The sequence below is a fragment of the Enterovibrio norvegicus genome, assembly GCF_002876705.1.
Lineage (GTDB): Bacteria > Pseudomonadota > Gammaproteobacteria > Enterobacterales > Vibrionaceae > Enterovibrio > Enterovibrio norvegicus_B.
Genome location: NZ_MDAG01000022.1, coordinates 79208 through 103188, shown reverse-complemented (window position 1 = coordinate 103188; position 23981 = coordinate 79208). Strand labels below are relative to the sequence as shown.

Annotated in this window: 19 protein-coding genes and 8 tRNA genes; 4 read left to right on the top strand and 23 right to left on the bottom strand. The window is 48.9% G+C overall.

What is annotated here, in order from left to right:
- Nucleotides 1–57 precede the first annotated feature (57 nt).
- The 3 genes from BCT27_RS13740 (at nucleotide 58) to BCT27_RS25970 (ending at nucleotide 3801) form a co-directional block, all read left to right on the top strand.
- Nucleotides 58–852, top strand: coding sequence for a cytochrome C assembly family protein (locus BCT27_RS13740; RefSeq protein ID WP_026024452.1), 795 nt, complete (start codon nucleotides 58–60; stop codon nucleotides 850–852).
- Between the two features lie 130 nt (nucleotides 853–982).
- Nucleotides 983–2257, top strand: a complete 1275-nt coding sequence (locus BCT27_RS13735; RefSeq protein ID WP_102396034.1) for an HlyC/CorC family transporter — start codon at nucleotides 983–985, stop codon at nucleotides 2255–2257.
- 245 nt (nucleotides 2258–2502) lie between these two features.
- Nucleotides 2503–3801, top strand: coding sequence for a methyl-accepting chemotaxis protein (locus tag BCT27_RS25970; RefSeq protein ID WP_102315823.1), 1299 nt, complete (start codon nucleotides 2503–2505; stop codon nucleotides 3799–3801).
- Nucleotides 3802–3861: 60 nt separating this feature from the next.
- Here the strand turns inward: BCT27_RS25970 and BCT27_RS13725 are convergent, their stop codons facing one another.
- The 5 genes from BCT27_RS13725 to BCT27_RS13705 all read right to left on the bottom strand — a co-directional run bounded on the left by BCT27_RS13725 (nucleotide 3862) and on the right by BCT27_RS13705 (nucleotide 9219).
- Nucleotides 3862–4965, bottom strand: a complete 1104-nt coding sequence (locus BCT27_RS13725; protein WP_102315822.1) for an ABC transporter ATP-binding protein — start codon at nucleotides 4963–4965, stop codon at nucleotides 3862–3864.
- A 4-nt stretch (nucleotides 4966–4969) separates the two neighbouring features.
- Nucleotides 4970–5851: a carbohydrate ABC transporter permease gene (locus BCT27_RS13720; RefSeq protein ID WP_102315821.1), complete on the bottom strand. Its 882-nt coding sequence runs from the start codon at nucleotides 5849–5851 to the stop codon at nucleotides 4970–4972.
- Nucleotides 5844–6743, bottom strand: a complete 900-nt coding sequence (locus BCT27_RS13715) for a carbohydrate ABC transporter permease (protein WP_102315820.1) — start codon at nucleotides 6741–6743, stop codon at nucleotides 5844–5846. The genes BCT27_RS13720 and BCT27_RS13715 overlap by 8 nt, the downstream gene beginning before the upstream one ends.
- Before the next feature lie 90 nt (nucleotides 6744–6833).
- Nucleotides 6834–8081 carry an ABC transporter substrate-binding protein gene (locus BCT27_RS13710; protein WP_102396033.1) on the bottom strand — a complete coding sequence of 416 codons (1248 nt, stop codon included), beginning with the start codon at nucleotides 8079–8081 and terminating at the stop codon, nucleotides 6834–6836.
- A gap of 49 nt (nucleotides 8082–8130) precedes the next feature.
- Nucleotides 8131–9219 (bottom strand): LacI family DNA-binding transcriptional regulator, encoded by a 1089-nt coding sequence (locus BCT27_RS13705; RefSeq protein ID WP_102396032.1) that lies wholly within the window; start codon nucleotides 9217–9219, stop codon nucleotides 8131–8133.
- Between the two features lie 277 nt (nucleotides 9220–9496).
- On the opposite strand from BCT27_RS13705, the gene BCT27_RS13700 reads away from it, so the two are divergent.
- Nucleotides 9497–10738, top strand: a complete 1242-nt coding sequence (locus tag BCT27_RS13700; protein WP_102396031.1) for a YbiU family protein — start codon at nucleotides 9497–9499, stop codon at nucleotides 10736–10738.
- Nucleotides 10739–10809: 71 nt separating this feature from the next.
- Here BCT27_RS13700 and BCT27_RS13695 read toward each other — a convergent pair whose 3' ends face one another.
- From BCT27_RS13695 to csrA, 18 genes are all read right to left on the bottom strand, one after another.
- Nucleotides 10810–11463, bottom strand: a complete 654-nt coding sequence (locus BCT27_RS13695; RefSeq protein WP_102396030.1) for a transglycosylase SLT domain-containing protein — start codon at nucleotides 11461–11463, stop codon at nucleotides 10810–10812.
- 154 nt (nucleotides 11464–11617) lie between these two features.
- Complete coding sequence (gshA, locus tag BCT27_RS13690) at nucleotides 11618–13171, bottom strand: glutamate--cysteine ligase (RefSeq protein ID WP_241908575.1); 1554 nt, start codon at nucleotides 13169–13171, stop codon at nucleotides 11618–11620.
- Nucleotides 13172–13304: 133 nt separating this feature from the next.
- Nucleotides 13305–16163 carry a M16 family metallopeptidase gene (locus BCT27_RS13685; RefSeq protein ID WP_102396028.1) on the bottom strand — a complete coding sequence of 953 codons (2859 nt, stop codon included), beginning with the start codon at nucleotides 16161–16163 and terminating at the stop codon, nucleotides 13305–13307.
- A 23-nt stretch (nucleotides 16164–16186) separates the two neighbouring features.
- A complete protein-coding gene (locus BCT27_RS13680) occupies nucleotides 16187–16624 on the bottom strand; it encodes a YqaA family protein (RefSeq protein ID WP_074927934.1) in 438 nt (145 codons plus the stop codon).
- On the bottom strand, nucleotides 16608–17195 hold the full coding sequence (locus BCT27_RS13675; RefSeq protein WP_102315813.1) for a beta-phosphoglucomutase family hydrolase: 588 nt from the start codon (nucleotides 17193–17195) through the stop codon (nucleotides 16608–16610). Before BCT27_RS13675 ends, BCT27_RS13680 begins: the two co-directional genes overlap by 17 nt.
- Complete coding sequence (locus tag BCT27_RS13670) at nucleotides 17192–18127, bottom strand: NADP-dependent oxidoreductase (RefSeq protein ID WP_102396027.1); 936 nt, start codon at nucleotides 18125–18127, stop codon at nucleotides 17192–17194. Before BCT27_RS13670 ends, BCT27_RS13675 begins: the two co-directional genes overlap by 4 nt.
- Before the next feature lie 135 nt (nucleotides 18128–18262).
- Complete coding sequence (locus BCT27_RS13665; protein ID WP_102315811.1) at nucleotides 18263–19561, bottom strand: sodium ion-translocating decarboxylase subunit beta; 1299 nt, start codon at nucleotides 19559–19561, stop codon at nucleotides 18263–18265.
- A gap of 9 nt (nucleotides 19562–19570) precedes the next feature.
- A complete protein-coding gene (gene oadA / locus BCT27_RS13660; RefSeq protein WP_102315810.1) occupies nucleotides 19571–21358 on the bottom strand; it encodes a sodium-extruding oxaloacetate decarboxylase subunit alpha in 1788 nt (595 codons plus the stop codon).
- Nucleotides 21359–21395: 37 nt separating this feature from the next.
- On the bottom strand, nucleotides 21396–21638 hold the full coding sequence (locus BCT27_RS13655) for an oxaloacetate decarboxylase subunit gamma (protein WP_017011860.1): 243 nt from the start codon (nucleotides 21636–21638) through the stop codon (nucleotides 21396–21398).
- A 440-nt stretch (nucleotides 21639–22078) separates the two neighbouring features.
- Nucleotides 22079–22155: transfer RNA gene (locus tag BCT27_RS13650), tRNA-Arg, on the bottom strand.
- Between the two features lie 44 nt (nucleotides 22156–22199).
- Nucleotides 22200–22276, bottom strand: a tRNA-Arg gene (locus BCT27_RS13645).
- A 45-nt stretch (nucleotides 22277–22321) separates the two neighbouring features.
- A tRNA-Arg gene (locus BCT27_RS13640) sits at nucleotides 22322–22398 on the bottom strand.
- 45 nt (nucleotides 22399–22443) lie between these two features.
- Nucleotides 22444–22520, bottom strand: a tRNA-Arg gene (locus BCT27_RS13635).
- A gap of 45 nt (nucleotides 22521–22565) precedes the next feature.
- Nucleotides 22566–22642, bottom strand: a tRNA-Arg gene (locus tag BCT27_RS13630).
- Between the two features lie 99 nt (nucleotides 22643–22741).
- Nucleotides 22742–22833, bottom strand: a tRNA-Ser gene (locus tag BCT27_RS13625).
- Nucleotides 22834–22882: 49 nt separating this feature from the next.
- Nucleotides 22883–22959 (bottom strand) — tRNA-Arg (locus BCT27_RS13620).
- 59 nt (nucleotides 22960–23018) lie between these two features.
- Nucleotides 23019–23110 (bottom strand) — tRNA-Ser (locus tag BCT27_RS13615).
- Between the two features lie 213 nt (nucleotides 23111–23323).
- Nucleotides 23324–23521, bottom strand: a complete 198-nt coding sequence (csrA, locus tag BCT27_RS13610) for a carbon storage regulator CsrA (RefSeq protein ID WP_017011859.1) — start codon at nucleotides 23519–23521, stop codon at nucleotides 23324–23326.
- Between the last annotated feature and the right edge of the window lie 460 nt (nucleotides 23522–23981).

Below are 23981 nucleotides of genomic sequence, written 5' to 3'. Positions count from 1 at the left end.
GGGTTGAGCAAGGTATACTCGATGTTTTCATTTTCATGCGACGATGCTGAAAAATACATGGATATCTTAATCGCCATTACTGCCGCACTGCTTTACTTTGCAGCGCTCATACAGATCATTCCCGGCTTGTCTGGCCCTAGCCAGATCCCAGCACGCTCAGTGTTTCTTAGCGCAAGCGGCGCGTTAGCCCTTCATGCCTACCTTCTTTTCGACCTTATTGATGCATCTAGTGGGCAAAACCTCAGCATTCTCAATGTGGCATCACTGATTAGCTTTATCATTGCCGCAATGACAACAGGCTTAATGTTCAGAATGCGGGTGTGGGTATTGCTCCCCGTTGTCTATAGCTTCTCTGCGATTAACCTCGCCGCAGCCACCTTATTGCCTGGCGCTTTTATCACGCACTTAGAAGCCAACCCCCAGGTATTGATTCATATTTCGTTGGCCTTGTTCTCTTATTCCACCTTGATGATCGCCACCTTATACGCCATTCAATTGGCCTGGCTCGATCACCAATTAAAGAATAAGAAAAAGCTGGTAATGAACCCAAACCTCCCACCATTGATGGCAGTTGAACGCCAACTCTTCAACATCATTTTGATTGGTGAAGTGCTGCTCACCCTCACACTGGTAACGGGTGCTGTGTTCGTGCAAGACATGATTGCGCAAGGTAAAGCGCATAAAGCGGTGCTTTCCGCAATGGCATGGGTTGTATATGGCGTCTTGCTGTGGGGGCATTATCGCTCAGGATGGCGTGGTCGCCGCGTCATCTGGATCAGTATCGTGGGCGCATTTTTACTGACCCTGGCCTACTTTGGCAGTCGCTTTGTTCGTGAAGTCATTATCGCCTAGACACCACACCTTCATTCGCTGTCAAAACGCATATTGAGTGTAACCGGTAGAATTATCACCATTGAGTTTGACAGCGAGTGCGATCTTTGCCCTTAATTAGGGTTGAACACAATAAAAAGGAATTTACAGTTTGGACGACATATCGACGGGAACACTCGCGTCCCTTTTGGTATTGCTCATCTTCATATCCGCTTATTTTTCCGGTTCAGAAACCGGTATGATGGCGCTAAACCGTTACCGGCTTAGGCACCTTGCTAATCAAGGGCATAAAGGCGCTAAACGTGTAGAAAAGCTGCTAGATCGTCCAGATAGGTTGATCGGTCTTATATTGATCGGCAACAACCTCGTCAATATTCTGGCCTCTGCCATTGCCACCATTTTAGGCATGCGCCTCTACGGCGATGCTGGTGTTGCGATCGCCACAGGTGGCCTCACCCTCGTTGTTCTTGTCTTTGCAGAAGTCACGCCTAAAACCTTGGCCGCTATTTACCCTGAGCGCGTTTCCTACACCAGCAGCATATTGCTTAACATACTGATGAAGGTGATGTACCCGCTGGTTTGGTTGATCAATGGCATAACGAATGGCTTCCTTCGTTTGCTTGGGCTCACCACCAGCCATGACGGTAAAGACCATTTAAGCTCGGAAGAATTAAGAACCGTGGTCAATGAAGCGGGTGGGCTTATCCCTCGCCGTCACCAAGACATGTTGATTTCCATCCTTGAGCTCGAAGAAATCGCTGTTAATGACATCATGGTGCCGCGCAATGAAATCACGGGCATCAATGTCAACGATGATTGGAAAGCCATCATGCGCCAACTTACCCATGCCCCTCATGGAAGAATGGTGCTCTACCGCGACAACATTGACGAAGTCGTCGGCATGCTGCGTGTCCGTGAAGCCTACCGAATGATGGTGGAAAATGAGTTCAACAAAGAGAACTTGCTACGTGCTGCTGACGAGGTGTACTACATCCCCGAAGGAACACCGCTCAATGTCCAAATGCTCAAATTCCAACGCAATAAAGAACGTATCGGTCTGATTGTCGATGAGTATGGCGACATCATTGGTTTGGTCACGTTAGAAGATATCTTGGAAGAAATTGTCGGTGAATTCACGACGTCGCTTTCGCCAAGCCTTGCGGAAGAAATCACAGCATTGCCTGATGGCAGTTACATGATCGAAGGCAGTGCGAACATCCGTGATTTGAACAAGAGTTTAAACTGGGCGTTACCGACGGATGGACCGCGCACATTGAATGGCCTGATCTTGGAACACCTCGAAGACATTCCTGATTGCCAAGTGAGCATTGAAGTGGAAGGCCACCAAATGGAGATCATCGATGTGGCTGAAAACATGATTAAGCAGGTAAAAATACTTCCCGTCCCTAAAACGCCCCAAAGCTAACCGTGTGCATCAACCCGAATAGGTGCTATTTGGGTTGATGCATATTTCATACAACAGCCGCATAGCACTTCCTCTCTCGCAAACCTGTCATTAAATTTTACACATTGCAACTCACAATAAAGACACTCCGACTGTTTTTCAGCTAATTTTATAGAACAGCTGTAAACCATGATGGGTTAAACAGCGCGTTTCACTTCCCGTAAAATTCTGCGGCGTACCGCCGTTTAACGCGACAGGGTGTCATTATGTTCAACGGTAAATTAAAAAAAGAATTACAAGCAAGCCGCGAAAGCGCCGCTGAAAAACAAGCAATTTTAGATGCGATAAATAACAGCATCGCGACCATTTATTTCACCCCCGAAGGCATCGTGAAACATGCCAATGCCATTTTCCTTGGAGTAGTTGGTTTTTCTCTTGAGGAAGTCACGGGGAAACATCACAGAGAACTTTGTGACCCAGAACTTGCAAACAGTGCAGAGTACCAACGATTTTGGGAGCGATTGCGTTCAGGCGAAGTGATAAACGGCACCTTTCCACGCTTAAACAGTAAAGGCCACCGTATTTGGTTAGAAGCCTCTTACTTCCCGATAAAAACTGATGGTGCAGTGACGGGTGTAATGAAGATCGCTTCAGACATCACCAAAGAGAAAATCCGTCTAGACCAACAAAGTGCTGTATCAGAAGCCTTAGATAAATCTATGGCAACAATTGAATTTCAACCTGATGGCACCATCATCAGCGCCAACGCAAACTTCCTTGGTGCTGTTGGTTACTCGTTAGAGCAAATACAAGGCAAGCATCACCGCATGTTCTGCCCAGATTCGTTTTACGAAGCCCAACCTAACTTTTGGGCTGAACTCGCGTCAGGAGATTTTAAAGCGGGTCAGTTTGAACGCAAAGACAGTGCTGGCCGTGTACTTTGGCTGCGTGCCACCTACAACCCTATATTTGATAGCAAAGGAAAGGTTGTCAGCGTTGTGAAGTTTGCCTCTAACATTACCGAGAAAGTCGAACAAGAACAGGCAATACGTTCTGCAGCAGAAGTGGCGTACACAAACTCCGTCAAAACCGCGGAAGTCGCACAGCAAGGTTCTGATGTGCTTGCATCAACAGTGTCGACATCTCGCTCTATCTCCGAACAGGTCATAGAAACAGCCTCATCTATATCGCAATTGAATGAGCAATCAAAAAGCATCGAAGCGATTGTCTCAACAATCAGTGATATCGCCGACCAAACTAACTTACTGGCACTGAATGCGGCGATAGAAGCTGCTCGAGCTGGCGATCAAGGGCGAGGGTTCGCAGTGGTAGCAGATGAAGTCAGACAACTTGCGGCTCGTACTAGTCAATCCACGGCAGAAATAGCAGACGTAGTGAAAAAGAATCGCGAATTGACATCAGAAGCGACTGGCAAGATGTCGAGCGTTTCAGAGTCCGCCCAGAAAGGTCAGTCTCAAATATCCGAAGCGTCAGGCGTGATGGAAGAAATAAAGAGCAGCGCACAGACGGTTGCTCAAACAGTTTCAGGACTGAACGTGGGTTAATCGTCTTCTCTTCGAACAAACCCAAGAATCAAAAAGCGCTCCTTAGGGAGCGCTTTTTTGTTAACGAATTCGGGTACCCGAACCACTATCAAACAACACCAACTTTTCAGGATTAAAACGAAAGTGCGCCATGTCGCCCGCCTTCAAACTGATGTTTGCTGGCATCCGCGCAACCACTTCCTTCCCGCCCAATGATGTAATGACGTAAGTATCAGCCCCTGTAGGCTCTGTAACATCCACTTTGCAATGCAAGGTTGAGGACGTGCTGCCCTCGCTTTCGGTAATGTCTTCTGGCCGAACCCCCATTTGCACGGTTTTACCCACGTAGTTGCTCAGAGCGTCAAAGCCACAATTTACAGTCACGGATTGTGGCTCTCCATCAAACCCCGTCAATTGCAGTTGTGTTTCCGATGCATCGGCACGTTCCACCAGCGCATCCACCAAGTTCATGGATGGGCTTCCCATAAACGTCGCGACAAAGGTATTGGCCGGATCGTCATACACCTCGGCAGGAGAGCCGAGTTGTTGCAGTTCACCGTCTTTCATCACCGCTATTTTTGTCGCCAGTGTCATGGCTTCAATTTGGTCATGGGTGACATACACGATGGTTGCATTTAAACGCTGATGTAGGCGTTTAATTTCCGTGCGCATATCAACACGGAGCTTTGCATCCAAGTTCGACAACGGTTCATCAAACAAGAATATTTTTGGATCGCGTACAAGTGCGCGTCCCATAGCCACCCGCTGACGTTGACCGCCAGAAAGTTGACCAGGTTTACGCTTTAGCAAATGCTCGATTTGAAGCATCGCTGACACCTCACCGATTTTCTTTTCCCTTTCCGGTTTAGGTACATGGCGCATTTCAAGGCCAAACGAGATGTTCTGCCCCACCGTCATGTTTGGGTAGAGCGCATAAGACTGGAACACCATCGCGATATCACGTTCTGCTGGGTGCAGTTCATTAATCACCATGTCACCAATACTTACCTCACCGTCACTGATGCTATCCAGCCCTGCAATCATATTCAGCAAGGTTGATTTACCACAGCCCGATGGGCCCACCAGCACCAGAAAATCACCATCATCAATGCCGATATTGATGCCTTTTAATACCTCAACGTGGCCGAAGCGTTTTTTTACGTTATTGAGCGTTAGAGATGCCATTACCTTATCCTTTTACTGATCCCGCCATCAGGCCACGAACGAAATAACGTCCCGCTAAGATGTACACCAACAAGGTGGGGAGTGCGGCAATCATGGCGCCAGCCATGTGCACGTTGTATTCCTTTACACCGGTAGAAGAGTTCACCAAATTATTCAGTGCTACTGTGATTGGCGCGGTATCCCCCGACGCAAACGACGCACCGAACAAGAAATCATTCCAAATATTGGTGAACTGCCAAATGATGGTAACCACAATAATCGGCCCCGAACTTGGCAATAAAATGCGGAAAAACATGCGGAAAAAACCTGCACCATCAATCATGGCAGCACGGATCAATTCACTCGGGAAGGCTTCGTAGTAATTGCGGAAGAACAAGGTGGTAAACCCTAATCCATAAATCGCATGCACTAACACCAAACCTGCCGTGGTATTTGCTAATCCCAGCGTACCGAGTACCTGACTCATTGGCACCAATACCACTTGGAACGGAATGAAACAGCCAAACAGCATCAAGCCAAACACCCAACGGTGTCCTCGAAAACGCCATTTCGTCAGCACATAACCATTTAGCGCACCAAGGGTGGTTGATAACAACACGCCCGGCACAGTGATCATGATGGAGTTAGTAAAATACCCGCTGATACCTTCACATGTCAGACCAATACACGCCGTTCCCCACGCAGAAACCCAAGGTTCGACGGTCCACACTTGAGGTAACGCCAGCATGTTCCCTTGGCGAATCTCATCTAACTCTTTAAATGACGTCACCAACATGACGAACAAAGGCAGTAAGTACATGCAGGCAAACACGATTAACGTGGTGTAAATCAATATCCGCCAAAAGCGGGTTCCTTGAAAAGGAGAAGAGGTTTCACTGCTACTCATGCTTCTTCTCCTTCAACTCGCTGTACAGATAAGGAATGATGATGGCCGCAATGGTCATCAACATGATGATTGCACTGGCAGAGCCCACCGCCATTTGGTTACGTGAGAAAGTGTACGAATACATAAAGGTCGCGGGCATTGCCGTCGCGTTCCCTGGACCACCACCCGTTAAGGCAATGACCAAGTCATAACTTTTGATGGCCATGTGCGCGAGCACGATAAAAGCACTGAGGAAAACGGGACGAAGCTGCGGAATAATGATGCGGCGATACATTTGAAACGATGACGCGCCATCAAGCTGGGCCGCTTTTAACATTTCACTGTCGATGCCACGTAAACCCGCAAGGAACATCGCCATGACGAACCCAGACGTTTGCCAGACACCCGCAATCACAATGGTATAAATCGCCATGTCGGGGTTTATCAACCAATCAAAGCTGAAACTCTCCCACCCCATTTCATGCATGGTTTTCTCAAGCCCTAAGCCAGGGTTCAAAAACCACTTCCATGCCGTCCCCGTCACGATGAAACTCAATGCCATCGGATACAGGAAGATAGGACGTAAGCCACCTTCAATGCGAATCTTTTGATCGAGCAATATCGCCAGAAGCAAACCAAGGGCACAACATATGACGATATAAAGAATGCCGAAGATAGCGAGATTTTCGAGCGCCACTTGCCAATTCAGACTGTTCCACAATTTTTCGTAAGGACGTACGCCATCAAGATTGTAGTTCGGCAGCATACGAGAACGGCTGAACGAGATGTACGTTGTCCATGCAATAAAGCCATAAACAAAAAATAGGATGAGCGCAAAAGAAGGCGCAATAACGATTTTGGGTAACAGTTGCTGCCAAAAATGGCGCGAACTGTATTTTCCTTGTGAAGACATAAATCGATCCTTGAGGTAAAGCGACACTGGCATGAAAAGCGCGGCTCTAGGATCTAAAACCGCCTTCCGCCAGTGCCACTCTCACTATCCCTAAATTGCGTCTTGAACCGCAGAGACCAGTGCTTTCGTTGCTTGCTGTGAGTCCATGCCGCCGTTGAAGTGATTGGTCACCACATCATAAACCGCATTTTTCACCGCAGCTGGCGCAGCATGACCATGTGCCATACTGCCCACCAAGGTGTCGTTTTTGTTTGCTTCCGCAAGATCAGCCATGCCTTTTTTACCACACGCATCAAAGTCTGCATTTGACACATCGGTACGTGCAGGTACAGAGCCTTTCACCACGTTAAACGCGGATTGGAACGTAGGTGCCATGATGGCTCTCGCCATTTCGTCCTGCGCTTTCGACTCGCCCACATCGAACATCACGAACTGATCCGAGTTAAAGGTCACCATGCCTTGTGTGCCCGGCATACGGAAGCACAAGAAATCTTCATTCGGTTTCAGGCCAGCTTTGAGGAATTCGCCTTTCGCCCAGTCACCCATGATTTGCATGCCGGCTTTATTTTCAATCACCATCGCCGATGCCAAGTTCCAATCACGGCCCGGGAAGTTTTTGTCCACATAGCCGCGAAGCTGCGTCATACGGTCAAAGATTTTCAGCATGGTGTCTGAGCTCAGCGCTTCTGGATCCAGATCGACCATGGCTTTGCGGTAGAAATCGATCCCCCCCGTCGTGAGCACAACGCCATCAAAAATGGTCGCGTCTTGCCATGCCTGACCGCCGTGAGCCAACGGGATATAGCCCGCGGCTTTGAGCTTATCGAGGGCAGAGATCAGCTCATCCCAGTTTTCAGGTTGCTTCGCACCCACCTCATCAAGGAGTTTTTTGTTCGCCCAAATCCAGTTGGTGGAATGCACATTAACAGGCGCAGACACCCATTTGTCGTCGTATTTAGCGAAGCGTTGAAGTGCTGTTGGTACAACCTCGTTCCAACCTTCGGCTTCTGCGACACTGTTCAGGTTTGCTACCACGTCTTCCGCCGCCCAGTCTTGAATATCAAAACCGAGCATTTGAACTGCGGTAGGCGGATTGCCTGAGGTCACACGCGCACGGAGCACAGTCATAGCATTCCCGCCACCACCGCCCGCCACTGGCATGTCTTGCCAGCCGACACCTTTGGTACCCAGATCGTCTTTCAACACATTCAGAGCCGCTGCTTCACCGCCCGATGTCCACCAGTGCAAGACTTCTACATCTTCTGCCTGTACCGCTGCCGTTGAGAGCAGCAAAGCACCCGCGAGGGGCAAGGTTTGGATCATGGTGTTCTTTTTCATGATATGTCGTCCCGTTTATCGTTGACCTGCAATGACTGCAGTGTTCCTTTTAGCCTTTGGGAACCGAGGTTGAGTGAGCAACCTTATCCCCGATCGCACAGCACGATGAGCGAACCACCAATTCCACACCAACAACATCGTTGTCAGAGGAAAGAGAATGTTCCCTGCATTGCTGCATGCGTTCACTTGCCACTCGACCAATGTCTTCCGCATTCACACGTATTGTTGTTAACGCTGGAGACATCAATCGACTGTCCTCTAAATCATCAAACCCCACCACGGAGATATCCTTTCCAGGCACCAACCCCCGATCGCGCAATGCGGTGTAAGCGCCATACGCCACCACATCGGTAAAACACACCATTGCCGAAATGCTTGGGTCACGGTCAAGCACGCGCGTTACCGCTAACTGCCCACCCTCTCGCTTGGTCGAACTCGGCTCAATATCACTGTCTTTCACGGCTAAATCGGCCTCTTTCATGGCGCAGAGAAAACCCTCTTTTCGTTCCTGATAATCTGAAATACTTTCTACGCCGCCAACAAATGCGATTCGCGTATGCCCGAGATCAATCAGATACTTGGTCGATAAATACATGCCTCGACGGTTATCTGGCACAACAACCGGCACATTCGCGCCGACGATTTCTCGCATCAAGCACACGACGGGATACCCAGCACAGGCTAAGCCTTGCAGCCAATCCGCCGATGTTTCCGGTGCTGGCGTGATAAAAAAACCAGCTACATTGTGCTCTTTCAGCGATGCCACCAGTGCTCTCTGACGCGCCTCACTCTCATTAATGTTGACCACAACAGGCACAAGCCCTTGGTCTGTCAACGCCGTCTCAAGTGCAATGATGACCTGCGCCAAATAAGGGTTAGCGAGATCATTAGCGACGATTGCCAGCATGTTTGATTCACGGTTTCTAAGCCCAGCGGCCTCGCGGTTATAGACATAACCCAATGCATCAATCGCCGCGTTCACTTTCTCGATGGTTCGCGCTTTCACACCCACACCACCACGCAGCACCAAAGAGACCGTAGATTTGGACACACCCGCCGTTCTCGCAACATCAATCACCGTTGCTTTTTTACTGGCCACATAGCTTGCTGATTTACGATCAGCCATGACAAAAACCATTCATGCGTCCATCCCACCAGCTGAATAAAAAGTTATTGATGCATTACAGTCATCTGCGAGCAAAGACAGTTGCTGTTCAAAAAATAAACTGGAACGTTCCAATAAAGGTAGTATATTTGTGTAAATAAGGTTGCAATTAAGTTAATTATCAATAGAGAAACAAGCGCTAGATCACGGCAAGTTCGATGGCATATGCATGACTGTCGATGTTCTGGAACAGAACATACTGTTTTGCACCGCGTTGTTACGGATGGAAAGCACGAGAAAGGAAGGAACGATGGCACTCTCTACAGAAAATTTGTCTCAACAGATCCGCGAATTCAAAGCTGCCCTTAAGCAACAAAGCCCCGACTACAAAGCAAGATTTGAATCCGTAACCGACGCGATGAAAGCCGAAATTGCGCGCATCAAACAGGAAGAATCTGAAGGCTCTGCCATTCCTCAATTTGAGTATTCGGACATTGCAGCATCGGGGTTTACTGACGAACAAAGAGCACGTGTTCATCGCGCTGGGTGCTGCATTGTACGTAATGCGTTACCGCGCGATGAGGTATCCGCTCACAATGAAAATCTGTCTAAATACATCATTGATAATGGCTATTACGACCATAAATCCACAGTAGAAGATAACTACTTCAGTCAGCTTAAATCGGACAAGCCCCAGATCTTTGGGATCTATTGGTCTCAAGCACAGGTATGGGCAAGGCAGCATCAGAATATGGCGACACTGCGCCGTCATCTGAATCACCTTTGGCAGTGGCAAGATCCCCGCAGCGGCAAAGCCTATTTCAACCCCGACCTTGAATCGAGTTACGCGGATCGCGTACGCCGTCGTGAACCGGGCGATGCCACATTGGGCCTGTCACCGCATGTCGATTCTGGCTCCGTTGAGCGCTGGATTGAGCCCCACTACCGCGAGGTCTACCATGAAGTGTTCCATGGCGATTGGGGAAAATACCGAGCGTTTGATGGGTTAAGCCGTGTGGATGTGGAAGAATTCCCCTCTCCTGCCGTGTGCAGTGTCTTCCGTACGTTTCAAGGTTGGGTCGCACTCACACAACAAGGAAAAGGCGACGGCACATTACAAACCGTTCCTTCCACCTTAGCCATGCCTTTTATGCTGCTTCGTGCCATACAAGATGATGTTGAAGATGGGGATTTATGCGGTGCAGCACCAGGACGAGCATTGACTGTTTACAAAGAATGGCATCCATTGCTGCTCGAAGGGTTAGTATCCATTCCAAAAATGCAGCCAGGCGACACCGTGTGGTGGCATCCCGATACGATTCATGCAGTGGAAGACAAGCATAACGGTGACGGCTACAGCAATGTGTTGTTTATCGGCGCGGCACCCGATTGTGAGAAGAATCGAGCGTTTCTCGCCAAGCAACGCCCCGCTTTTTTAAACGGCGACAGTTGCCCTGATTTCGCCGCAGAAAACCATGAGCGCAATTATGAAGGACGCGCAACCGAAGCGGACTTGTCGCCACTGGGACGTCGACAAATGGGGTTTGAATAAGACGCGAGAAAGTGTGCGATGGCGGGAGGAAAAGCGCCGTTTGGCGCTTTTCTTGTTGTTGGCAGAAAGCCTTAGAACGACCACCAGCTGCGGTTGCTTTCTAACGCTTCGCGGCAACTGCTGAGTTGCCCACCGTATTTCTTTGCCTGACGTTCAACTTTGCGCGCAACCTGCATCACTTTCGGCTTAGCTTTGTAGGAACCGCGCTTATACCCGCCTCGACCTTCATGGTATGCCAAGTATTGGTTGTAGGGATCCCACTTAGAAATGCCCAACTGACGCTGTGTTTCCGTGGTGTACCAGCCAATGAATTGCATCGCATCACCGAAATCAGTGCGTGAACCCCCATTACGGGTCGCTTTTTGATAATCCGACCATGCTGGATCTTGCGCTTGTGCATAGCCATAGGCACTACTGATTCTTCCCCATGGGATCACCCAAAGGACATAGTCACGGGGTGGAACAGCATCATGCACGTAAGAGCTTTCTTGTTTGACGAAGGCCATCGCTACATGAATAGGCGTTCCCCACTCATCTTGCATGTCGACGGCATCTTCATACCAGCCATCGTATTCACGGAAAATACTGCAAATGTTATCTGGGTTCTTCGGTGGTGGCGTCGCACACCCCGTCAGTAACAACGCACCAATTAACGCAAGCCAGCGCAGGGAAAAACGGCAAGATGAAAGGCGCTGCGATGAAAAACAGTGTGATGAAAATTGCATGGGTGTCCTTATCTCCACTCTTTTGCTCATTGCGGAAAAATGCACATAAAAAAACAGGCAGGGTGAGACCTGCCTGTTTCTCTTCCTCGTTCGTTTACCTCAGCCGTACTCATCGACGGCAGGCGCTACAACAAGGCGTAAAACGTGTATCTCACTAAATAGATACACTATCACCAAAGTACTCAGCCAGATACTGATCAAGACTGACACTGTCGCCCTGCTCAACCTCTTGTTGACGCTTTAAGCTGGCAATGGCTTCTTCGCGAAATTGCGCGTCAGAAAATTCAGTGTAGTCGCCACCCGCAAAGCGCTCAGCATTTTCAGCAGCTATCGCAAGGCCTACTTTACCAATGCTTTCTTGAGCGAGAATATCGTTGAGCAAACGCGCCGAGAGTGTTTTCTCTGGCTGATCAAACCATGTCACTAACTCTTTGCACACTGCTTGATACTTGTTACCACCATTGGCTTGATCCATCACAACCGCAAGCTTCGCAAGATCGTCAAAGACGCGACGTCCCCACTCTGCTTGTGTGAGCTGTTCACCGTCACAACCAATCTGAAGGGTGAGGCCCGGCTTACGCCCTTCCATCACCACTTTGTTCCAATTGTCATGCCAGCACTCAAGCTCGCAATCTGTCATCAAAGAGGAATCAGACAACGCACACCATGTGACGAACAGATCAAGGAAATACACTTGGGTTTCATCAATCCCGGTGGGGCTAAATGGGTTTACGTCTAACGAGCGAACCTCAATGTATTCCACGCCGCCACGCTCCAGCGCATCAGACGGTTTCTCGCCACTTTTCGCAACGCGTTTAGGGCGAATAGGTGCATAAAGTTCGTTTTCAATCTGAAGCACATTTGCATTCAATTGACGGTAGCCAGATGCATCTTTCACACCGATTTTTGCAAACTCAGCCGACGGTGTACGAATAGCGTCACGAACACCTTCAAGGTACTTTTCTAAGCCATCAAAGCCAATTTTCAGCACACTTTGGGCACTGTTGGTGTATCCCAAGTCGCTCAAACGCAATGAAGTTGCGTAGGGCAAATAATAGGTTCCTTCACCCACCGTCTTGAAATCCAACGCCGTGTCGGTGTTTTTAATGAATGAACCACATAATGCAGGTGATGCACCAAACAGATAAGGGATCATCCAACCGAAGCGGTAGTAATTTCGGATCACACCGAAGTAGGCGTCAGACACGGACTCTTGTCGTGCATACGGTGTTTGATCGCCAAACAACTGCTGCCAAAAGCTCTGCGGAAATGAAAAATTGAAATGCACACCGGAAATCACCTGCATCACACTGCCGTAGCGGTGCTTCAAGCCTTGGCGATAAAGGGTTTTCATGCGACCCACATTTGACGAACCATATTGCGCCAACGTGATGTCATCTTCTTTGGCAACATAACATGGCATGGAGAGAGGCCACAGCGACTCCCCCTCTAGCTCACGGTAGGTAAAACGATGAATATCGTCTAATTGCATCAACGTTTCAGAGACGGAATAACTCACAGGCGTGATGAACTCCAGCAGAGATTCTGCAAAGTCCGTCGTGATCCATTTATGGGTTAGCGCAGAGCCAAGCGCCTTTGGATGGGCCTCAGAAGAAAGCGTGCCTTCCGATGTAATACGCAAAGCTTCGCGCTCTACACCGCGGCCAATTCCTTTTAGCGCTTCTGGATGTTCAGCCAGCGCCGCCAACCGTTGTGAAAAACTAGTCAAGGCTGTACTCATTTATATTAGTAAACTGTTAAGATGGCTAAGCATAATCACTCTGAAACGCAAAAGCCATCTCACTGTTTTTAGGGTTTGCTTAACTAACGATAAAAGTCGCTCAATTCTCAATCACTAAACGTTTTATCGGTAATCCCAATGTCGATAAGCTTGGTGTCAACGCGTCCGCATCGCCCACGATAATGATCTGATAATCCTCAGGCTGAAACCACGTATTCGCTAAGGTGTTCAATTGCTTTTTAGAGACAGAGCCAATAATCGCTTTTTGCTGCGCTTTGTAGTCAGACGGCAGATCATGGCGCATGATCGTAGCAATAAGACCGGCCTTATCCCTTGGTGTTTCATAACTCAGTGCATCTTTTTGACCCACCGCCAAACGCAGAAAAGCCAACTCATCATCCGTGATACCGTTTTCCGCCATTTGGCTTAACTCTTGTTGCATTTCTTTGACCGTATCAAGCGTGCTGTTCGCCCGTACTTGGGCTTGATAGACAATGCGACCACCGTCTTTCCCACCGACCACATAGCCGCTGGCCCCGTAAGTGTAGCCTTTGTCTTCACGAAGGTTGAGGTTTAAGCGAGAGTTAAAATTCCCAGCCAAATTGAAGTTCGCGAGTTGTGTTCGGAACATGTCACCCGTCGCATCAAAGGGCATGGCATGACGCACCATCTGCACAACACTTTGCGGTGCACCCGGCTTGTCCACCAGCCAAATTTGCGATTGGTCGTAAGTATTTAGCTCCGCTTTCGCCGGTGCTTTTGCTTCAGCGCCCTGCCAGCGATTCAACCCTTGGGTTGCGGATAACAGACCAGCTTTGTCGATATCACCCACCGCAATTAAACGCGCTTTATTGGGGGTGTAGTTTTCAGCGTAAAACGCCTTTACGTCTTCCAGCGTCAAGCTGTTTAGGGTCTCAAATGTGCCTTCTGATGGAAGTGCATGCCATTCGTCTTTAAATAAGACTTCACGCCTTGCCTGACCCGCTTGCCATTGCGGTGTTTGATGACTGAATCGAATGCCTTCCAAGGTTTGTTTTTTCAAGCGGTCGAAATCGTCTTGATTGAGCGCAGGATTGAAAAGAACATCACCGGCTATCAGCAAGGTTTCGCGAAGGTGCTTCGTCAGTGATGACACGCTCACTGTGGTGCCATTCAGTGATGCATCGATACTGATGCTTGAGCCCAACCGGTCAAGTTTGGCGGCAATTTCTTCACTGGTTTGTGTTTTACTGCCTTCAGCGATCAGATCCGCGGTGAGCGACGCCAGACCGTTCTTACCTTCTGGCGCCATCAAACTACCAGCAGGCAGAATAAGGTGCAGTGCGACCGTCGGTGTTTCTGTCGATTCTGCGCCACTGACTTCAATGCCATTGCCTAATTTACTGTGATAAAGCGTTGGTACATTCACGCTAACGGCACCGTTTGGTGAAGGCGCGACACTGCGATCAAAGGTTTCTGGGGTTTGTCGTTGAGCTGTTTCAACCAGCCCTTTGTCGTCAGCACGCTCTTTGCTATCCTCTCTTGGGGACATCGCACGTTTAGCAGTGAAATTTTGTGGTTCAGCTTCTAACGCAACTTGTCCATCAAGGACCACTGACACATTCACCGATGGCTTTTTCCATACAAAGGTATCGAAAACATTTTCGACATCTTTGGTTGTCACCGCATCCAATGACTCAAGCCAAGAGGCCAAACGGTCTGGCTCACCATAGAAGGTTTCATTGGACGCCAGCTGTGCCACTTTGCCGTGCACACTTTGCAAACCAAACACCGCACCGGCTTCAGCGCTGCCTTTCACTTGGTCTAAATCATCTTCTTTGATGCCTCGCACTTTGAATGCATCCAGCACCTTGAGTACATCTTTACGGACTTGAGTGAGGTCTTGCCCTCGGTTCGCCAGTACATAAAGCTGGAAGTTACATGAAAGCTCCGCGCAATCTTGATAAGCACTGGCGCTCAGAACTTTACCTGATTTCACAAGATCTTGATAAAGCAGGCTGTTTCTCCCCTGCCCTAATACAGAAGCTAGCATATCGAGTGCTTGTCGAGATTCAGCCGTTGGATCCAAGGTTGGCCAACTCATCAACAACATGGGTTGCTGAATGCGATCTTCCAGCGTCACAAAACGATCGCTGTCGATCGTCACTGGCCATTTGTCAGCCTTCGCCACGTCCGGCCCACGAGGAATATCACCGAAGTACTTTTCAACCCATTCAAGGGTTTGTTTAGCGTCGATATCGCCGCCAATCGTCAAGGTGGCGTTATTTGGTCCATACCATCGCAGAAAGAAGGCTTTTAGGTCATTCACATCGACACGGTTAAGGTCTTCGATATAACCAATGGTTGGCCAACTGTAGGGATGTTCCGGTGGATACAGCGCCGCCGCTAGCGTTTCTTGCACGCGACCATAAGGGCGGTTATCGACGTTTTGCGCGCGTTCATTCTTCACGGTATCACGCTGAATTTCGAACTTACGTTGTGAGACAGCTTCAAGCAAAAAGCCCATGCGATCAGATTCGAGCCACAGCATTTTTTCCAGCTCATTGGCTGGCACGGTTTCGTAGTAATTGGTTCTATCACGGTTGGTGGTGCCATTGACGCTACCGCCCGATTCCGTCACATATTTGAAGTGCTGTTGGTCACCCACATGCTTCGACCCTTGAAACATCATGTGTTCAAAGAAATGCGCAAAGCCTGATTTGCCCGGCATTTCTCGTGCCGAACCGACGTGATAGGTCACATCAACATGCACCAAAGGATCGGAGGCATCCGGGTGCAAAACAACGGTTAACCCGTTTTGTAGTTGGTATTTCAGGTAAGGAATAGAAGGCGCATCATTTTGCGCATTCTTTTGTTCGATGAAGGTAACGCCTTCCGGCAAAGAAGCATTCGGTACGGCTTGGTTCAAGCCACACCCAGACAACCCCAATAGGGCTGCCGTCAGGATAAAATAACGCACACACTATCCTTTCAACATATCATTCAGAGAAACAGTAAACCGCGGGTCACGAGGGCAAGTACGACATACCTGAGGGCTTTGCCAAGTGCGATCAAAATCCAGCACCAGCGTTGCTTTAACCTCAGCCATCCAGCAGCCAAACACAGAGGATCACCGATAACAGGCAACCAGCTCAGCAATAAGGTCCAATACCCGTAACGCTGAAGCCAGCTAATGGCTCTTTGACCGTGTTTTTGCTCTTGGGTTCGCGCAGGAAGAAAACGACCAATCCAATAGTTGGTCATGCCGCCAAGCGTATTGCCAAGCGTGGCGACCAAAACGAGCACGGCAATGCTATAACTGCTTTCTTTGAGCAGAAGGATCAGATTCGCCTCTGATCCTCCGGGAAGTAAGGTGGCGCTAAGGAAACCAGTAGAAAACAACACCCATAGCGCCGAGTCACCGCTAAGCCAATCCAACATCTGTCACCCGAACATCAATGACATCCATGCCGGCGGCTTTTGCGGCATCGAATCCAAATACCGCATCTTCAAACACTAAACATTTTTTTGGCTCAACACCCAATAGCTCTGCACAGCGGAGAAAGGTATCAGGAGCAGGCTTGTGTGACCCAACTTGATCAGCACCCACAACGTGATCGAACAAATCGAGTATGCCGGCCTTTTCCATCATGCGAGAGGCCAGCTCTGTCAGTGTACCCGTTCCCACCGCCATGGGCTTCTTTCCTGCAAAGTGACGAGCAACCTCTGTAAAAGGCAAAATCGTCAGGTGATTCTCTAGCAGAGAAGAAAAACACTGTGTCTTGTGATCAGCCAATACCTGCGCATCAATGTCGAGGCTAAGCTGCTCAATCAAAGAACGCGCCGTCAGAATCGTTGGGCTACCACCGCGGGTGTGATACCAGTCCTCTGATACCGTAAAACCAAAATCAGCCGCCGTTTGTTGCCAAGCAGCATAGTGACCCGGCATGGAATCCAGCAAAGTGCCATCCAGGTCAAAAATCAATCCGTCATAGTCGTCATACCGACTCATTCAGGCATCTCCAATAGTAATTTACCGCGCGTGCGGCCAGTTTGAATATCGACATGGGCCTGTACACCGTCCTCAAGCGGGTAGGTTTTTGCAATTTCGACGCGCACTTTCCCTTCTTGAACCAAGGTCAGCAATTCCCCCATTTGTTCGGGGTTCGGCACGACCAACATGCCTTTTGCATCAATACCCAGTGGTTGTGCTGCCGCAATAATACGATCTGCGGTGATGGTAGGCACAGTGACGACTCGGCCATTTTTCGCAACACATGCCAGCGCCGCTTCACCGACATCGCCACCGACGAGGTCAATCAACACGTCAACGTCACTGATTTGCGTTTCAAGCGAAGAGGCCGCGTAATCTAAGGCCGTCGCCCCCAAGCCACTCACAAAGGCAAGATTGGCTGCAGAAGCGCTTGCATATACGTTTGCACCTTTTGCTTTCGCAAGCTGAATAGCGAGATGCCCAACACCGCCAGCACCTGCCAATATCAGCACATTTTCGCCAGCGTTAAGCCCTGCAAGTTCCAATGCCTGCCACGCCGTCAATCCCGCAACGGGAAGCGAAGCTGCTGCTTCAAACGACACACTATTAGGAATGCGCGACAACGCATCAGCACTCGCACACAAATACTGACCGTAGCCACCACCTTCCACAATTCTTCCCGCAACACGATCGCCCGCTTTAAATGCGCCTGTGTCTTGAACGACAACACCCGCAGCATCAAAACCTGGCACCCAAGGCAACATATCCTTTATTTTCTCCGCACCCCAGCCTAGGCCTGCGCGTGTTTTTGCATCCACAGGGTTTACGCCAGCGAACGCCACTTTGATGAGCACTTGCCCCTCTTGAGGCTCAGGCATTGCAGTCTGTTGGAGTTTCAACGTTTCAGGTTCGCCGAACGCGGTGATGGCGAGTTGGAGATTCTGAGGCATATGTTGTCCTTAATGCGTGTGATGTCCTTTGCTCAGTTTCAATAAAAAAGGCGGAAGACACAATGCCTTCCGCCTTTATTTCATCAGTTTGTCGTATTGCTTGGTTGAGAGGGTTACCCCTGTGCTAAACGCGCTTTACCCGACGAGGGCCAATAGCACACCCGCAGCAACCGCTGAACCCAATACACCGGCAACGTTTGGTCCCATCGCATGCATGAGTAGGAAGTTTTGAGGGTTAGAGTCTAAGCCCACTTTGTTCACTACACGTGCCGCCATAGGTACAGCAGAGACACCCGCCGCACCAATCAATGGGTTAATGTTGTCTTTGCTGTATTTGTTCAACAGTTTCGCCATTAATACGCCCGCCGCCGTACCAATACTGAACGCAACCGCGCCAAGCACCAAAATACCCAAGGTTTCAAGATGCAAGAACTGTTCAGCTTGAAGTTTAGAGCCGACAGACAGACCCAAGAAAATGGTCACAATGTTGATCAGTTCGTTCTGCGCCGTATTCGACAAACGGTCGACCACGCCACTTTCACGCATTAGGTTGCCCAAACAGAACATACCGACCAACGGCGTTGCCGACGGTAAGAAAATAATCGCCATGACCAGTACGGCCAGTGGGAAGATGATCTTTTCGGTTTTCGAGACGTGGCGTAGTTGCTTCATCTCGATCTTACGTTCTTCTTCTGAGGTAAACAGCTTCATGATTGGTGGCTGAATGATCGGCACCAATGCCATGTAACTGTATGCTGCTACCGCAATCGCACCCAGCAAATCAGGAGATAGCTTACTCGCAAGGAAAATAGCCGTAGGGCCATCTGCACCACCAATGATTGCAATCGATGCCGCATCCGCGAGAGAGAACTCCATGCCGGGGATCAGGTTCAGTAGAATCGCACCAAACAAGGTCGCGAAAATACCAAACTGCGCCGCAGCACCTAACCACAAGGTACGAGGGTTAGCGATAAGCGCACCAAAGTCTGTCATTGCCCCTACACCCATAAAGATGAGGAGCGGTGCAATACCCGACGCAATCGCCACGTTGTAGAAAGAATACAGTGTACCGTCAGCAAACTTGGCAGCATGAGCCGCTTCATCTAGCTCTTTCAGTTGATGAAGGTTTGCACCGTCCATCGCCACTTTAATCGCTTCTGGATTCGTACTGCCGAGACCAAGGATGCGGGCAAATTCGCCCATCACATCTGGACTCGCGGCGTACAACGCATTTTGAATCGCATTGTTTGCCAAACCAACTTCAGGAATATTGGCAAGAATGGCACCGAAACCTATTGGTAATAGCAAGAGCGGTTCAAACCCTTTGCGGATCGCCAAGTACAACAGCACGCACCCGACAAAGATCATGACCAATTGGCCAATCTGGAAATTGGCAAGACCAGTGCCTTGCCAGAGGATCAACAAACCTTCCATGTCGCCCTCTTACGCCAGATTCATCAATGGTGAGCCGACAGTCACTGAATCGCCCTCTTTCACCATGACATCTTGAATCACACCAGCACGTGCAGCACGTACTTCAGTTTCCATCTTCATCGCTTCAAGAATCAGCAATACATCGCCTTCCTGAACTTGGTTACCGGTCTTGGCAACCACTTTGAAGATATTACCCGCAAGTGGTGCAGCAACAGCTTCAGATGCGCCCGCAGACGGTGCAGCAGATGGCGCAGGTGCAGCTTGTGCAGCACTCGGTGCCACAGACGTCAATTCACCTTGAGGGCCAACTTCTACATCGTAAACCTGACCGTTCACTTTCACGCTATACGCTTCAGTACCGCCAGCAGATGCAGCAGGTGCGGGTGCACTTGGTGCCGCTGCAGGCTCAAGGCCTGGCGCAGGTTCAAACGCGTCTGGGTTGCCACGGTTTTTCAGGAACTTCAAACCAACTTGTGGGAACAAGGCGTAGGTCAGTACGTCATCAACTTGCGCTTCTGCAAGCAAAATGCCGTCTTCTTTTGATTTCGCAATCAATTCATCGGTCAGCGTATGCAGTTCAGCTTCAAGCAAATCAGCAGGACGGCAAGTGATAGGCTCTTTACCATCCAGAACGCGGGCTTGTAACTCTGCGTTTACCTCGGTTGGTGCTTTACCGTATTCACCTTTCAAAACGCCTGCTGTTTCTTTGGTGATGCTCTTATAACGCTCACCCGTGAGCACGTTAATCACGGCCTGAGTACCAACGATTTGAGACGTTGGCGTGACCAAAGGAATGTAACCAAGGTCTTCACGTACACGAGGAATTTCTAGAAGAACTTCATCTAAACGATCTTGAGCGCCTTGCTCTTTCAGTTGACCTTCCATGTTCGTCAACATACCACCAGGCACTTGAGCAATCAGAATGCGAGAATCAACACCTTTGAGCTGGCCTTCGAACTTAGCGTACTTCTTGCGCACCTCGCGGAAATACGCCGCAATAGGTTCAATTTTCTCGAGTTGAAGTCCTGTATCAAATGGCGTGTCTTGTAGCATGGCGACGACAGTTTCAGTGGGTGTATGACCGTAAGTCATACTCATCGATGAAATTGCGGTGTCGAGAATGTCCAAGCCCGCCTCGACAGCTTTAACAGCCGTTGCCGTTGAAAGGCCTGTCGTTGCATGACAGTGAAGCGCAAGAGGAATGTCACAAGAGGCTTTAATGCGCGTAATCAACTCTTCCGCTTCGTAAGGGCGAAGTAGACCAGACATGTCTTTAATACACAGAGAATGACAACCAAGATCCTCAAGGCGCTTTGCCAAGTCTGTCCATGTATCAATCGTGTGGAATGGGCTGGTGGTGTAGGAAAGAGTGCCTTGCGCATGCGCACCGACAGACACGGCGGTTTTTACCGCTTTTTCAAAGTTGCGCACATCGTTCATCGCATCAAAGATACGGAATACATCCATACCGTTTGCGTGTGCACGCTCAACGAACTTCTCGACAACGTCATCCGCGTAATGGCGGTACCCTAAAAGATTTTGACCGCGAAGCAGCATTTGCATCGGGGTTTTAGGCATGGCTTTTTTCAGCTCGCGCAAACGAACCCAAGGATCTTCACCAAGGAAACGGATGCAAGAATCGAATGTCGCCCCACCCCACGTTTCTAAAGACCAGTAACCTACATCATCCAACGCTGCCGCGATGGGCAACATATCATCAAGACGCATACGTGTCGCAAACAACGACTGATGCGCATCGCGCAAGACAACATCTGTTATAGCGAGTGGCTTAGACATACTACATAACTCCTTGTAATTGTATGTTTCGCATCAGCTAGCGCTGGCGACTACGATATTTATTCACTGCTGCTGAAATGGCGGCAATGGTTTCCCCAGGGATTTGCCCGTTATTTTGAGTAGGCGTCGAGGTAGACGCGATTTGTGGGGGCAATTCTTCAGGAACAATGCGGGACATCAATTTGACCAAGACGATCAAAATGGTGAGAAAAACGAAGACTACCGCCATGCCAGTAAACATGAGCGTAGCAGCTTGCTGGAGTGTACTTCCCAGATCCATATACGAGCTTCCTTTGCTTCTAAACTGGCAAACCTGCAGTGTTTGCACAGCACATCAATGCTCACAAAATGTGTTTTACATTTTGTTGAGAATTTACTTATTCAGTTAAGTATGCGGTCAAAATACTAACAATCTACAATAATGACAATCCTGTAATACTGATCATTTCTGCCATTTTCGGCCTCAGACGCAATAAACACGTGCAAATGTTATCATTTTGTTAACACAAAAAGCAGTAAACCAACCTTGTTCTGTTAAGAAATAATCAACAGATAAAGTAACGGTATGTCAGGGTATTAAGTCGTTTTTTTGAGGTATAAATCGGGCAAGAATAAGGAAGTCTTCAAAAGACGAGGAACAGTGTATTAGATGCAGAAAGTTCGCTTTTTGAGATAACACGCAAATAAGCAACTTAAATGAATTTTCATGCAGAAAGGAAATGGTGCGCGTGGGAGGATTCGAACCTCCGACCGCCTGGTTCGTAGCCAGGTACTCTATCCAGCTGAGCTACACGCGCATTTTCGGTGTTATGCAATAAACTGACACTTATTGTTTAAAGAATGGTGCGCGTGGGAGGATTCGAACCTCCGACCGCCTGGTTCGTAGCCAGGTACTCTATCCAGCTGAGCTACACGCGCATTTTCGGTGTTACACAACAAGCTTGACGCTTATCGTTTAAAGAATGGTGCGCGTGGGAGGATTCGAACCTCCGACCGCCTGGTTCGTAGCCAGGTACTCTATCCAGCTGAGCTACACGCGCATTTTCGGTGTTACACAACAAGCTTGGAGCTTATTGTTTAAAGCATGGTGCGCGTGGGAGGATTCGAACCTCCGACCGCCTGGTTCGTAGCCAGGTACTCTATCCAGCTGAGCTACACGCGCATTTTCAGTGTTACACAACAAGCTTGGAGCTTATCGTTTAAATAGTGGTGCGCGTGGGAGGATTCGAACCTCCGACCGCCTGGTTCGTAGCCAGGTACTCTATCCAGCTGAGCTACACGCGCACAGTGCTTTCTTCTTTCATAAAGCGTTCCTTCAGCTATAAAAGGAACAGTGCCACCAATGAACATTACCTTACAGGTAAATTCAGTGGTGGCAATGAATGGCGGTGAAGGAGGGATTCGAACCCTCGATACGGGATAAACCGTATACTCCCTTAGCAGGGGAGCGCCTTCAGCCTCTCGGCCACCTCACCGCACAAATCTGGTGCAATAATAAGTCAAACAACTCATTACTTTTTAAAATGGTGCGCGTGGGAGGATTCGAACCTCCGACCGCCTGGTTCGTAGCCAGGTACTCTATCCAGCTGAGCTACACGCGCAGTGTTTTCTTTACTAGAGAAAACGTGTTGATTGTTATCACTAACCACCAACAAAATAATGGCGGTGAAGGAGGGATTCGAACCCTCGATACGGGATAAACCGTATACTCCCTTAGCAGGGGAGCGCCTTCAGCCTCTCGGCCACCTCACCGTCTTGCGGAGGCACATATTACTTTGAGCCAGAAATATGTCAAACACTTTATCTATAAAAACCTGCACTCACGATGTGTTTGCACACTTCTCAACCGACCTTGAGTGATATCGGTTAGAAATTCCCTCAATTGCTTTTTAAATGAACAATCTAAAGATAACAAAAAGGCCGATTAAAATGATCGGCCTTCAGGGAATTTCATTTGCGTGTCGCTTAAAAGTTACCTGTTGTTGGTGCAGGGTTACCTTTTTCAGCTTGGATACGCATGTAGATCTCTTCACGGTGCACAGACACCTCTTTCGGCGCGTTTACACCGATGCGAACTTGGTTGCCCTTCACGCCCAGTACAGTCACGGTGACTTCATCACCAATCATCAGCGTTTCACCTACGCGACGAGTCAAAATCAGCATTCTTCTACTCCTTGAGTAATTACAACTTTCTTCTAGTTGAGTCTGTTTGGTCTTCTTACTGCACGAAGTAAACTCATACGGCAGCTCAAGCTCCGAGATGGACTAACAACTACTTTCCTTCCTTGCGAGCATCCTTTAACAGGCGCTACGCCAATACAATCAACGCCTGTCTGGATTCTCAATATGGCTTATTTCTTTGGCCAACTCCAGTTTGCCAATGAGAATTCGCACAATCAATCCAGACAATGTGACCCTTGTGCCCAGAAGATCACGGTGTCACACATCAAATGGTAAGGAAATGTTATCCAATAGAGCTAAAAACGGGTGAATAAGGTTTCAATTAAAACCTTATAAACGTCAAGGCGATGCACTATACAGATAATGAAACAAAGTGCAAATAATAAACGCATCACAAAAAAGGGCCTCCAATGGAGGCCCTTAATGACATCGTTTACAGCTG